This window comes from Bacteroidales bacterium (genome assembly GCA_035299085.1).
In the GTDB taxonomy this organism is placed as follows: domain Bacteria; phylum Bacteroidota; class Bacteroidia; order Bacteroidales; family UBA10428; genus UBA5072.
This window is the reverse complement of record DATGXG010000011.1, coordinates 19,352-32,696: the sequence shown is the minus strand read 5'-3', so window position 1 is coordinate 32,696 and position 13,345 is coordinate 19,352. Positions and strand designations below refer to the sequence as shown.

General features: G+C 44.3%; 13 protein-coding genes and 1 riboswitch. Of the genes, 2 read left to right on the top strand and 11 right to left on the bottom strand.

Translation table 11 applies throughout. From position 1 onward, the window contains the following. Positions 1 to 2 precede the first annotated feature (2 nt). Positions 3 to 2,168, top strand: coding sequence for a glycogen debranching N-terminal domain-containing protein (locus VK179_01995; GenBank protein HLO57487.1), 2,166 nt, complete (start codon positions 3 to 5; stop codon positions 2,166 to 2,168). On the opposite strand, the gene VK179_01990 is transcribed toward VK179_01995, so the two are convergent. The 3 genes from VK179_01990 to VK179_01980 all read right to left on the bottom strand — a co-directional run bounded on the left by VK179_01990 (position 2,169) and on the right by VK179_01980 (position 4,115). Further along, a complete protein-coding gene (locus tag VK179_01990; protein HLO57486.1) occupies positions 2,169 to 2,540 on the bottom strand; it encodes a hypothetical protein in 372 nt (123 codons plus the stop codon). A gap of 162 nt (positions 2,541 to 2,702) precedes the next feature. Continuing rightward, positions 2,703 to 2,801: riboswitch (TPP riboswitch) on the top strand. Between the two features lie 86 nt (positions 2,802 to 2,887). Continuing rightward, positions 2,888 to 3,190, bottom strand: coding sequence for a chaperone modulator CbpM (locus tag VK179_01985; GenBank protein HLO57485.1), 303 nt, complete (start codon positions 3,188 to 3,190; stop codon positions 2,888 to 2,890). A gap of 10 nt (positions 3,191 to 3,200) precedes the next feature. After that, positions 3,201 to 4,115, bottom strand: a complete 915-nt coding sequence (locus VK179_01980; GenBank protein HLO57484.1) for a J domain-containing protein — start codon at positions 4,113 to 4,115, stop codon at positions 3,201 to 3,203. A gap of 214 nt (positions 4,116 to 4,329) precedes the next feature. On the opposite strand from VK179_01980, the gene VK179_01975 reads away from it, so the two are divergent. Beyond that, positions 4,330 to 5,082 (top strand): hypothetical protein, encoded by a 753-nt coding sequence (locus VK179_01975; protein HLO57483.1) that lies wholly within the window; start codon positions 4,330 to 4,332, stop codon positions 5,080 to 5,082. Here the strand turns inward: VK179_01975 and VK179_01970 are convergent. From VK179_01970 to nuoH, 8 genes are all read right to left on the bottom strand, one after another. Beyond that, positions 5,079 to 5,660 (bottom strand): YceI family protein, encoded by a 582-nt coding sequence (locus VK179_01970; protein ID HLO57482.1) that lies wholly within the window; start codon positions 5,658 to 5,660, stop codon positions 5,079 to 5,081. The two genes, VK179_01975 and VK179_01970, sit on opposite strands and share 4 nt — an antisense overlap. Before the next feature lie 185 nt (positions 5,661 to 5,845). Then, complete coding sequence (locus tag VK179_01965) at positions 5,846 to 7,246, bottom strand: NADH-quinone oxidoreductase subunit N (GenBank protein HLO57481.1); 1,401 nt, start codon at positions 7,244 to 7,246, stop codon at positions 5,846 to 5,848. Positions 7,247 to 7,281: 35 nt separating this feature from the next. Then, positions 7,282 to 8,796 (bottom strand): NADH-quinone oxidoreductase subunit M, encoded by a 1,515-nt coding sequence (locus VK179_01960; protein HLO57480.1) that lies wholly within the window; start codon positions 8,794 to 8,796, stop codon positions 7,282 to 7,284. A 15-nt stretch (positions 8,797 to 8,811) separates the two neighbouring features. Further along, entirely contained in the window at positions 8,812 to 10,728 is a 1,917-nt protein-coding gene (nuoL, locus tag VK179_01955) for an NADH-quinone oxidoreductase subunit L (GenBank protein ID HLO57479.1), read from the bottom strand. Positions 10,729 to 10,748: 20 nt separating this feature from the next. Further along, complete coding sequence (gene nuoK, locus VK179_01950) at positions 10,749 to 11,066, bottom strand: NADH-quinone oxidoreductase subunit NuoK (protein HLO57478.1); 318 nt, start codon at positions 11,064 to 11,066, stop codon at positions 10,749 to 10,751. Between the two features lie 169 nt (positions 11,067 to 11,235). Then, complete coding sequence (locus VK179_01945; protein ID HLO57477.1) at positions 11,236 to 11,742, bottom strand: NADH-quinone oxidoreductase subunit J; 507 nt, start codon at positions 11,740 to 11,742, stop codon at positions 11,236 to 11,238. Then, on the bottom strand, positions 11,742 to 12,221 hold the full coding sequence (locus VK179_01940; protein ID HLO57476.1) for a 4Fe-4S binding protein: 480 nt from the start codon (positions 12,219 to 12,221) through the stop codon (positions 11,742 to 11,744). The genes VK179_01945 and VK179_01940 overlap by 1 nt, the downstream gene beginning before the upstream one ends. A 3-nt stretch (positions 12,222 to 12,224) precedes the next feature. Continuing rightward, complete coding sequence (gene nuoH, locus VK179_01935) at positions 12,225 to 13,313, bottom strand: NADH-quinone oxidoreductase subunit NuoH (protein HLO57475.1); 1,089 nt, start codon at positions 13,311 to 13,313, stop codon at positions 12,225 to 12,227. Positions 13,314 to 13,345: the final 32 nt, after the last annotated feature.

Here is a 13,345-nt window from a genome sequence, read left to right as displayed (position 1 = left end):
TCATGGAACATAAAAAGCCGGATGATCAGTTCTATGTAATTGCCACGTCATCGTTAACTGAAGAAAAAACGTATGTCCTGAAACACAATGAGTCGTTCGGCATCTTTAATAAATACGGAGATATTATGCCCTGGGGCAAAAGCGTTCAGGGTATTTATTACCAGGGAACCCGGTTTTTATCCAACCTGCAGTTAAAGATAGAAAACCAGAAACCCCTATTCCTGAGTTCAGACATCCGGGAAGACAACGAGCAGTTTTCAGTAGATCTTACCAATCCTGATATTATGGAGAACAACAAACTCAGGCTTGAGAAGGATACCATTCACATAATGCGAAAAAAAGTGCTCTGGGAAAATGCCTTTTATGAACAACTTTTATTTGTCAATTATGGTCTCGAAATCGTGGAAACCTCTGTTTCACTGGAATTCGATAACGACTTCAGCGATATTTTTGAAGTAAGAGGCACTGAAAGATCCCATAAAGGCAACCTGCTGGATGCAGAAATTTCAGATAAGCAAATCATACTGGGGTATGCCGGATTGGATAATAAAACGCGTAAATCGGAGATTTTATTCAGTCCCAATCCTGACCAGATTGAAGGGAAGAAAGTGATTTACAATTTAAGACTTGCACCCGGCCAGCGTTTTAACTGGTCCATGACTATCCGGTTTAACATTGAAGGCGACACGGACAAAGAGATATTCAGTTACCCTATTGTCATTAAAAAGTTTGTGAGGCGTCTCGATTTCATAAATAATCTCACCTGTGACATCTTCACATCAAACGAGCAATTCAATCATTGGATCGAACGTTCAAAAATAGACCTGATCACTATGATTACCGATACCAGTTCAGGTCCTTATCCTTATGCCGGAATCCCCTGGTTCAGTGCGCCGTTTGGACGGGACGCCATTATAACAGCATTTGAATGTTTATGGATCAGTCCCGAAATTGCCCGTGGTGTGCTTTCGTACCTCGCCCTGAACCAGGCAAGGGAACATGACAGTTTCAGGGATGCAGAGCCGGGTAAAATTTTGCATGAAGCTCGGAATGGTGAAATGGCTAACCTGAACGAAATCCCTTTTAAAAAATATTACGGGTCGATTGATTCCACGCCTCTTTTTATCGTCCTGGCAGGACACTACCTGCTGCGAACAGGTGACCTCGATTTCATCAGGAGTATCTGGACCAATATTGAACTGGCTATCGACTGGATTTTCAAATATGGAGATATCGATGGAGATGGTTTTGTGGAATATGCACGAAAAGAGCAATCCGGACTCTACAACCAGGGATGGAAGGACTCGCATGATTCAGTCTTCTTTTCAAATGGTGAGCTCGCAGCTTTACCAATAGCACTTTGCGAAGTACAGGGCTATGTTTATGATGCCCTTAACCATACTTCATACATGGCAGGGCTATTAAATATGCCTGAGAAAGCTCTGACTCTTAAGAACAAGGCTGAAGAATTATACCGGAATTTCCAGGCAAAATTTTGGTCGGAAGAAAATAAGATCTTCTACCTTGCGCTGGCTGCTGAGAAAAGACCATGCAATGTCATAGCCTCCAATGCCGGGCATTGTCTTTTCTCAGGGATTGCTACAAGTGAACAGGCCAGGAGTATTGGTGCACACTTTCTTTCGAAACATATGTTCTCAGGATGGGGAATCCGCACGTTGAGCGCAAACGAAATCCGCTATAATCCCATGTCGTATCATAACGGGTCCATCTGGCCGCATGACAATGCGCTTATTGCTTATGGATTTTCAAAATACGGCCTTAAGGATGTGGTGAACAAGATAGCCGCAGGACTTTTTGACGCCAGTCTTTTTATCGAAGGACAACGCATGCCAGAGCTGTTTTGCGGTTTCCCCCGAAGGAAGGGTGAAGCCCCCACGGCATACCCGGTTGCCTGCTCGCCCCAGTCATGGTCAGTGGGGTCGGTTTTCATGATCATCCAGGCAATGCTTGGAATTGAAATCAATCAATATGAAAAAGTAATTCGTTTCAATAAGCCGTCGTTGCCAGACTTCATTGATACCCTGCAGATCAGGCGGCTATCCTTTCTCGACATGAAACTCGACATCCAGTTTAACCGGACCTCGCAGGGTGTAAGCATAGCACTCCTCAATAAAGATGTTCATGTAAAACTGGAAGCCATTTTCTGACTACTGTTCATCCTCATTCTCTTCAAGATCTTCGTGATTTTCACCGCCGAGGCTGTAATAATTGTTTTCTTCATCTTCAGCCCCTACTTCTTCCTGTTCATCATCAAGCTCAGCGCCCGGAATATCCAGGTCTTTGCCTGACAGCTCAGCATTATCAGCTTCTCCGGTATCATCCTGTGTATTGAAGATCTTTGGTCTGGCAGGCTCTTCAGGATTTATTTCACTTTCATGCCTGTACTTTTTATAAATATCTTCATCCGCGGGATATTCAGGATAACCTTCAAGGTCCGCTTCATCTTCGTGTTTTTTCTTTCCTTTGTAATCAGGCCTGTTAGGATCTTCTGACTGTTTACTTTTTATTTGTTTTTTCATTTCAGAATACGGTTTAAATAAATAACAATGTGCGTTTGATTTTGGTGCTGAGTAATCTTTTCCACTTCTGTGAAAAAGAATTCCCATGACTAAATTTTGTTTTACTGATTATCAGGCTATTTGAATATGGCATATTCATTGATCTTAAAAAGGTAATCTGATATACACTGAAAGGAGTGTTTTCCAAAGGGAAATCTGAGAAAGTATCCTCAAAACTTGAATCAGGTAATGCTGACGAAAGGAAAACAGTGAATGCAGATTGTTTGAGGCTGTCTGATAAAGTTAGAATCGAAAATAGTGAAAGCTATGGCGACATTTTAACTTTTTCGGGTAGCCTCTTTTTATATCTATTCCACCTCTCCTTCATATAGTCGCAGCCTGTTTTTCAGCGATGTGATTTCATGTTGAAGCGCCGTTATCCGATTGAGAAGGTGATCAATCGTTTCAATTCCTTCCATATTAATATCCAGGTCGTAATGCAGGTGTATGTATTTCTCAATTGTTTCAAGCTGCTCTGCCTGGATAAAGCGGTTGTTCTCCTCCCAGGTGAATTCAACCAGTCCGTATTCCTGCAAAAGATCAATAAACGACAGCTCAATATTATGACTTGAGCAAAGTTCAGAAATGGCGATCAGGTAAGTTGTTTCCATACTTCAGTTTTTACGACTTTGCCAATTCGGCGAACAGTTTTTTCTGCTTTTCACTTAAGTTGGTCGGTAGTTTGACCTTATAGGTAACATAGAGATCGCCGAATTCACCCTCATGTTTATAAACGGGGAATCCTTTTCCTTTAAGCTTTATTTTTGTGCCGTTCTGCGTTTCAGGCTTTACCATTAATTTCACTTTGCCGGTTAGAGTATCAATTGTAATCTCGCCACCCAGGACCGCGGTGTAGAGATCAATTTCAACAGTGGCATAGAGGTCGTTCCCCGATCTTCGGAAGGATGGATGATTGGCTATATGAAACGTTATATATAAATCCCCGTTGGGGCCACCGTTAACACCGGGTCCGCCATGTCCCGGTATTTTAATAGTCTGTTCATTTTCAATACCCGCCGGGATTGTGATCCTTATGTTCCTGCCATTGACTGTCAGCGTTCTTTTGTGAGTAGAATACGCGTCAATCAGGTCAAGATGCAATTCTGCAGTGTAATCCTCTCCCCTGAAACCCGCGCTTCTTCTTTGCCGTCCTGAACGGCCTCTTCCGCCGAACATATATTCGAAAAAGTCGGAAAAACCTCCCTCTCCGAATTCGGTTTCAAACGAACCGGAATCCGCATTTCCACTGTATGTTCCCTGTCTCTGGTACTGCTGTTGCTGCCGGTTTCGTGCTTTCTCAAATTCCTCTGCATGCTGCCAGTCCTTTCCGTACTGGTCATATTTCTTCCTCTTCTCAGGATCACTGAGTACCTCGTTGGCCTCATTGATTTCCTGGAACTTTCTCTTGGCATCTTTATCGTTTGGATTCAGGTCAGGATGATATTTGCGGGCAAGCTTCCTGTAAGCGGCCTTTATATCCTTTTCTGAAGCATTTTTGGCAACCCCCAGTACTTTGTAATAATCGATGAACTCCATTTAAGGTTTGATGTTTGAGGTTTTGGGTTTAAGGTTTGAGGTTTGAGGTTTGAGATTTGAGGTTTGAGGTTTTTAGTTTTAGTTTGAGGTTTTTAGTTTTAGGTTTTTTGTTTCAAAATTACAAATAAAAAACAAGCCAGTTTGTTTTTGGTTTTTGAACTACCTTTATCTGACAGAACGTCAAGCCTCAAACATCAAACAATAAACATTTAACATGCCGTTGTATCTGCAGGCAGGATTATGGGGACTGGTGGCAGGAAGTGCCCTGATGATCGGCGCTTTTACCGGTTTTTACTTTAAAATTCATTACAGGGTCATCGCATCGGTAATGGCTTTCGGAAGCGGAGTATTAATTTCCGCGCTCTCGTTCGACCTGATGGATGAAGCTTTCAAGAGAGGAGGAATTGATTCTTCCGCCATCGGCTTCATTTCAGGGGCCTTGATTTATACCGGCATAAACTACCTGCTTTCGCTAAAAGGCGCGAAACACAGGAAACGCTCGGGTCATCAGCAACCTAAAGCCGACGGGGAAGACGACAAAGGGCTCGCCCTGGCCGTAGGTGCGCTCATTGATGGCATTCCCGAATCCATTGTTATCGGACTCACCATGCTGAAAGGTGGCAATGTCAGTACCGTTGCGGTAATAGCTATTTTTATGTCGAATCTGCCAGAAGGATTGTCGAGTGCTGCAGGAATGAAAAAGGCAGGCCGTTCGGCACTTTACATCTTCGGTGTATGGGGAAGTATTGCATTGATTTCAGGTTTAGCTTCCCTGGCCGGATTTACACTGTTCAGTGGGTTCTCACCGGATGTTATTGCATTCTCGACCGCCCTGGCTGCGGGTGCCATTCTTGCCATGATAGTGGATACCATGATACCAGAGGCATACGAGAACACCCACAACTTTGCCGGTTTGATCACAGTTGTGGGGTTCATAACCGCTTTTTTCCTCACAAAAATCGGTTAATCCTTTGAAAACTCAGCGTTGGCTGTAAGCTGGATTTCATTGCTTACAATGGCTTCAGGCGCGTCATTTCCAACTCCGAAATCCTTCCGGTTTATTTTTCCTGAGATTCTGAAACCGGCAATATTCTTCTTATTCATCGGATGCACACCGGTACGGGCAAGCACATCGAGTTCAACCGGTTTTGTTACACCCTTGATTGTCAGATTGCCAGTAACTTTATAATGGGTGGCATCAACTTTTTTGAATGCAGTACTTTTGAAAGTGACAGTAGGGAATTTGGCAACGTCAAAGTATTTATCACTTTTAAGGTCGTTGTCACGCATTTCATTCCCGGTATCAATGCTTGTGGCATCGGCGGTCATTTCCACGGTGGCGTTCGAAAAATCGTCACCGGCAGAGGTAATTTTTGCATCGAATTTTTTGAAGAAACCTTCAACATCCGATACCATCAGGTGAGTTACCGTAAAACCAAGTTTTGCATGGCTTTTATCAAGTGTCCATGTAGAATCTGCGGCCTTTTTGAAAGAAAAAGACAGGATTGAAAGGGCGAAAATCAGTACGATTGTTGTTGTTTTCATTTGTTATGTTTTGTTGAGGGAAACAAATGAAAGCATCATCAGTTTTAACATTAACAGGTTTTTAACTATTTGCCTGAAACGTCAAATATCAAACAAAAACACCGAACATCGAACACCGATTTACGATTTAAGAAAAATCTCTTACGCCTTAATACCTTTTTACTTAATAACTAACAGCCAACGGACTACAAACTTCCCGCCAGGCTATACAGGTATTCATAAACAAACCCCAGAAAACCGATGACGAATACGCCGGTAACGCAGAAGATTAGGCTGATGCGGGTGTAATTATCACTCCTGAACCAGGCAATAGGCGTGTCGTTCTTATCAATAAACATCGCCTTGATAACCCGCAGGTAATAATACAATGAAACTGTTGCGTTCAGAACCGCAATAAGGATGAGAATATAATACCCCTGGCTTGCCACCGCTGTGAAAAGAAAGAACTTGCCAAAGAAGCCGGCTACAGGAGGAATTCCGGCCAGTGAAAAAAGCGCCATCATCATGGTGAGGCTGAGCATCGGGTTGGTGCGGTAAAGGCCGTTATATGAAGTGATGGTCTCATTACCGGTGTGATGCGATATGGAAGAAATCACCCCGAATGCGGCCAGGTTGGTGAAAACATAAATCAGAACAAAATAAACAACTGTTGTCATACCCGTCTGGCTGGCACCCATGATTCCGAGCAGGATGAAACCGGCCTGTGCAATGGATGAAAAGGCCATGAATCGTTTCAGGTTATCCTGCCTTATGGCAAAAAGGTTCGCAATGGTCATTGTAGCAACGGCCAGCACATACAACAATGTTTCCCATGTGGCCTGTAAGGCATGAAAGACCTTATAAAGCAGAATAGTGAGAATAAATACCGCAGCACCTTTTGAAATTACAGAAAGGAAGGCAGTTATATTCACAGGAGAACCTTCATACACATCGGCGGCCCAGAAATGAAAAGGAACCAGTGAAATTTTGAATCCCATGCCTGAAAGGAAGAAAATAAACCCGAGTAACTGCAATGTGCTGTTTCCGAATGACTGAACTATATCTTCGAAATAAATCGATCCTGTGGTTCCGTATATGAATGATAAGCCAAGGAGCAGAAATCCCGATGATAGTGCCGACGAGAAAATGAATTTAATACCTGCTTCGGCGCTTTTGTTGCTTGTTTTATCATAGGCGGCAAGAACAGTGGCCGGAATAGTGGCCAGTTCAAGACCGATATAGAACATCAGGAAATCACCGGATGAGATCATATAATCCATCCCGATCAGTGTGGAGAACAACAGGATGAAATATTCGGTTGCTTTAGTAATATTTTCAGGTTTAACGAGCCAGGTAACGGATTGCAGCATGACAATAAGCATGGCGATATTGAGTACATTCTTCATCCCGGTTGTCAGTGGAGTTGAATTATACATACCCCCGAACAGGTTTCCGGATGTGGTAGGAAGGAAACCGGCAATAGTGAACAACCCGAATAATACAAGAGTCATATTAATGACCCTGTGTTTTCTTTCATTTACTGTGGCAAGGTCGGCTACTACCACAAACAATGTGAGCAGGATCAGCAAAAGTTCCTGACGCATCATGAATAAATCGGCAAAATTCATTTTCCTTACCTCCGTTAATAATTAATCCCTGCAATTGCTCCTGTCAGCCGGGCTACATAAGGTGCCAGGCCGCTGTTGATCAGGTTCGACAGCCATAAGGGCGCAATTCCTATAGCGGCAATAGCCACAATAAGAGTTCCGGCACTCAGCCTTTCGTACCAGCGGGCATCGCCAAGATGAACAAAATGATCGTCTTTAATCGGCCCCAGCAGCAATATGCCCACAACCCTGAGAATGTATACCGCTGTGATCACAATTGAACTGGTGGCCAGTATGGTGGCTACCCTGTGGAATACATCGGTGTGCTGGAAAGCTCCCGTAAATATTGTCATTTCGGCAACAAAGCCTGAAAGGCCCGGCAAACCGAGTGATGCCAATCCGGCGATCACATAGGCAACCGATATAAAAGGTATCACCTTCATCAAACCACCCATTTCATTGATATTCCGGGTGTGAGTGCGACCGTAGATCATGCCGATCAGGGCAAAGAAAAGGGCCGTCATCAAACCATGGGATATCATCTGGATAACTGCTCCGTTCATGGATGTCTTGTTCATCATCAGCAGTGCAAAGATTACCATTCCGCAATGGCTCACTGAAGAATACGCATTGATGTATTTAAGGTCTTTCTGCCAGATAGCTCCAAAGGCACCGTAAACCACGCTTACTGTGGTGAGGATGATGAATATCCAGGCCATTTGATTGGCTGCGGCGGGCATAAGATACATGGCAACCCTGAAGCAACCATATCCTCCGAGTTTCATCAGCACCCCGGCATGAAGCATTGAAACTGCTGTGGGAGCTGATGCATGACCGTCAGGCGACCATGTGTGTAGGGGGAATAAGGCACCCAGCACTCCGAAACCCACAAATGTAAACGGGAAGAAATACTTCTGTACAGCGACGGGCAGCTGCAGGCCGGCAATTTCAATAATATTGAATGTGTGCATTCCGTTCGGAAGCGTTGAATTGTAATAGATTCCAAACAGTCCCACCATCAGCAAAGCGGAACCGCCCATAAGCATAAGGGTAAGTTTCATGGCTGAATATTCCTTCGGACCACTTCCCCAGATACCAATCAGCAGGTACATCGGTATAACGGCTACCTCATAGAACAGGAACATGGTAAAGAGGTCAACCGAAATAAAGAATCCGAAAACACCGGTTGCCAGAGTAATCAGCGAAATGAAGAATTCCCTGGCCAGGTCCTGCATTTCCCATGAGGCAAAGATTCCTGCAAATACAACCACCGAGGTAAGCATGATCATTGAAACCGCAATGCCATCGACGCCTGTGGTGAAATGAATATTCAGCGAGGGAAACCACATATGGTCGGTAAGGAAAATAATCTCTGCTGTATTTCCGCCGTTTCGTTGCGCATAATACATGGCAAGCAGCGCGAAAGCACACACAAGCTGTACAAACATTCCGGCTGCTGAAACCACCCGGGCTGATTTACCGTCCTTGGTAAACAGGATGCCTGTGATAGTGAGGACAGGAATCAGTATGAAACACCATAAAAAGCTCATAAACCAGGATATCTTTTATGATAAATTATACAATACAATCAGAATTAAAATGATAGCGCCCGATACAAAGCCCAGGGCATAGGTCTGAAGCTGACCCGACTGCATTCCCTTGATTTTTTCAGATGAAGTCGATACAACCCATGCAATTCCGTTCATGGCACCGTCCACGATATGCCTGTCAAACCATGCAACCGGCCGTGAAACGAAGTTGAAAAGGATTTTCTTGGTAACAAACAGGTATATCTCGTCGATATAAAACTTGTTGTAAACAGTCCTGTAAAAGGCACCCAGGCCTTCAGAAATTTTCTCAGGAATTGTATTTTCCTTTTTGTAGAATACCCATGCGATCAGTATGCCCACAACCCCAACCAACACTGAGGGAATAGCAATACTGTAATTGATATGGGAGGTAAAAGGAACATGATCGGCTGAAACGAAATTCCCGAAAGGAATTAACCCTGTCAGGATTGAACCTGCGGCAAGGAACATCAACGGAATGGTCATCACAAGCGGTGACTCATGGGGTGTATGATGATAGTGAGGATCTTTATTCCAGAATATCCCGAAATAGATTCGGAACATGTAGAAGGCTGTCAGTCCGGCCACCAGGTATTCAATGCCAAAAAGAAAACGGTTGTGTTCCCACGCGGCCACAAGAATCTCATCCTTGCTGAAAAACCCTGATAATGGCGGTACACCGGCAATGGCAAGGCAAGCAATTAAAAAGGTAATATGGGTTACTGGCATGTATTTTCTCAGTCCGCCCATGTCTTTCATCACATTGCTGTGAACGGCATGAATAACCGAACCGGCGCCAAGGAAAAGCAGGGCTTTAAACATGGCGTGCGTGAAAAGATGGAACATGGAAGCCATGAAACCCAGACCGTGTTCACCTTCATAGCCGGATACACCGAGCGCCAGCATCATATAACCGATTTGTGATAATGTGGAATAAGCCAGTACCCGTTTTATATCAAATTGGGTACATGCTATCACCGCAGCGAACAGAGAGGTAAAACCCCCGACCCACGCTATGACAGTGAGACTGTCGGGTGTGTAATGAAAATAAACCGGAAACATGCGGGCAACCAGGAAAACACCTGCAACAACCATGGTGGCAGCGTGAATGAGGGCAGACACAGGTGTCGGACCTTCCATGGCATCGGGCAGCCATATATGCAACGGGAACATGGCGGATTTACCGGCGCCTCCCATGAATATGAGCAACATGGCCCAGGTTATAACCGACAATCCGAGGAAACTGGCTCCTGCCAGGTTGGCAAAAACCGGACTTTGCGGATCAGTTAACTCGATAAAATCAAATGTCTTTGTATAGAAGGATAATAGCAGGATACCGATAAGAAATCCGAGGTCGGCAAAACGCGTTACAATAAATGCCTTCTTTGAAGCAGCTACTGCGGATGGCCTTTCATAATAGAAGCCGATAAGCAGGTAGGATGAAACGCCCACGAGTTCCCAGAAAATGTACATCTGGAAAATGTTGGTGGCAATAACAAGACCGAGCATCGAGAATGTGAATAAAGAAAGAAAGGCGTAAAATCTTTCGAATCCCTTCTCTCCTTTCATGTAACCCAGGCTGTAAATATGAACCATCAAGGAAACGGTTGTAATTACTACAAGCATCATCACCGAAATGGGATCGAGCATGACTCCCATGTCGATATGCAGGAAGTCGGTGAACGTAAGCCAGGTTGTTTTGGCGGCAATAATAGTATGATAGTATCCTTCGGAAAGTCCGGCACTAAAAAAATATTTCCATGCTGTGATGATGGAAAGCAAAAAAGAAACAAACAATCCTGTTGTACCTGCTATTCCCGAGACAAGCGGCTTAAAACGGCTCCCTGCCAGTCCTGTTGCAAGGAACATAGCCAGGGGAATGAGCGGGATCCAAATGGTATAGGAAAAATTCATATCGTGACTGATTCAAATGATCAATATTTCATTTCATTTACATTATCCGATTCAATGGATGTGAACCGCCTGTAAATATTAATTATAAGAGCTATGGCAACTGATGCCTCGGCAGCGGCGATGGCCACAATGAAAATGGCGAAAAAGTGCCCCTGGAGCTGATCGGGATACAGGTACCGGTTAAAAACAACAAAATTGATATTCACCGAATTGAGAATAAGCTCAATCGACATCAGCATGGTGATGAGATTCCTTCGTGTGAGAAACCCGTAAACACCGATAAAAAACACAATCGTGCTTACTATAAGGAAGTGTGTTATGGGAATGCCTTGTATCATGTTTAGTCTTTTAGTCTTTAGTCTGTTAGGTAAACTTCTTAAATCTTAAATCAGTGTTCCTTGTTCAGTGTTCGTGTGGGACCTATGCGACCTATGGGACGTATGGGACCAGCGGCATCCAGCATCCAGCATCCAGCATCCAGTATCCAGTATCCAGTATCCATTATTCTTAATTCTTCTTCTTTGCAATCACAATAGCACCAATCATGGCAGCGAGCAACAGGATGCTGATGACTTCGAACGGAAGGGCATAGCCGTTTTTTGCGGTTCCCATCAACTGCAACCCGATTGTATTCATATTGACATCAATAGGCTGGGCAGATAAAGCCGGGAACGGATGCTTTAAGATCAGTATTATTGTTATTCCGGCGCCGATAACAGCTGTAAAAAGAGCCGCAAACATCTTCATCAGGGCAGGCCGATCAAATTTATGGCTGATATGGTGCGTCAGCAAAATCGAAAAAATGATCAGCACCACAATGCCGCCTGCATACAGTGCCAGCTGAATACCGGCCAGGAACTGGTACTGTAAAAGAAAATAAAGTCCGGATGTGGCAACCAGCGCAAAGAGCAGGAAAATTGCAGCCCTGAGAATCCTGCGGCTGGTTACTGTCAGCAAAGCAAAAACCAGGAAGGTTGCTGAAAAGAGATAAAACATGAAAACATTGGCTCCCATTACTTGACTTCTTTTTTAAGGGATGATCCCGGTTTATTTAAAATTTTAGTAAGCTTACTGCTGTTGAAGACGGCATTTTCAAAGTCCTGTCCGAAAGCCAGTGCATCGGAAGGGCATGTTTTAACGCAAAGTCCGCAGAAGGTACACATTCCAAGGTGGTATATATGTTTGTCGATTACCCTGACTTCTTTGCCTTCGGCATTCATTTCCTTGCGGGAAACCACTTCAATGGTACCGTTAGGACAGTTCATCTGGCAAATCCCGCAGCCGGTGCAGCGATGCTGGTTGTTTTCATCGTGTGGCATAATAATCTCACCCTTATACCGGTCGAACATTTTCAGGGTGTCCCTGTTCTCGGGGTATTTTTCGGTGACAATTTCTCCCGGTGATACAAAATATCTCCCGGTAATCCGCATTCCGGTCCATAAGGTCTTAAGGCCCGAAAAAATGTCTTTTATATAGTTAAATACTGCTTTCATGATTTAAAAATGCCATCCCATAAGGGTTAAAAATGCAACAACTACAATGTTGACGAGATTAATGGGCAGAAGGTATTTCCATTCAAGCGTCAGGAGCTGGTCGATACGCAAACGGGGAAAAGTCCATTTAAACCACATCATCACATAGATCACGAAGAATGTCTTACCGAAGAACCAAACCACAGGCGGTATGAAATCCATTATATGATTGAATGTGTTTCCTGTTCCGAAGTGCAGGGGCATCCAGCCACCCAGGAAAACAGTAACTGCAATGGAAGCCACAATGAACATATTCATAAACTCGGCAAGGAAAAAGAAAGCAAACTTAATCCCCGAATATTCGGTGTGAAATCCGGCAGTGAGTTCTGATTCGGCTTCGGCAAGGTCAAATGGACCGCGGTTGGTTTCAGCGGTGCTGGCGATAAGAAACACAATAAACGCAGTCACTGCAGAAATATGGCCTTTGAAGATCCACCAGCCGTTTGCCTGGCTCTCCACAATTCCTGAAAGCTGCATGGTGCCGGCGAAAATTACGATTGTCAGCAGGGAAAGTCCTACCGATAATTCATAACTGATCACCTGGGCTCCGCTGCGCATGGCACCGATAAGCGAATACTTGCTGTTGCTCGACCAGCCTGCAAGCAGAATACCAACAACGCCTAGCGAGGAAACCGCTATCACATAGAAGACCCCGATATTGAAGTCGATGGCATGCAGCCCTTTTGCAAAAGGAATGGCAGCAATTGCCATGAACGAGGCTATAATAACTATGAAAGGTGCTATATTGAAAAGAAGCTGATCCGCATTTTTAATAGGAATAAGTTCCTTCATGAGGAGTTTGATCAGGTCGGCGACTGTCTGAAACAGGCCAACCGGGCCAACCCTGTTAGGACCGAGTCGGTTCTGAATGAAGGCACAAACCTTGCGTTCAGCATAAACCAGGAAGAGTCCAAGAAGGGCGTAGAAAATAAGGAATACAAGTCCTATAATCACCAGCTCTGCAAACTGGGCCCATCCGGGAGAAAGAGCAGATCTGAGTCCGGAGTCAATCGACCGTGTGAATTCAGTTAAATCGTATATGTTGAAGCTCATTTTTAGGCTATTAGGCTATTAGACTATCAGGC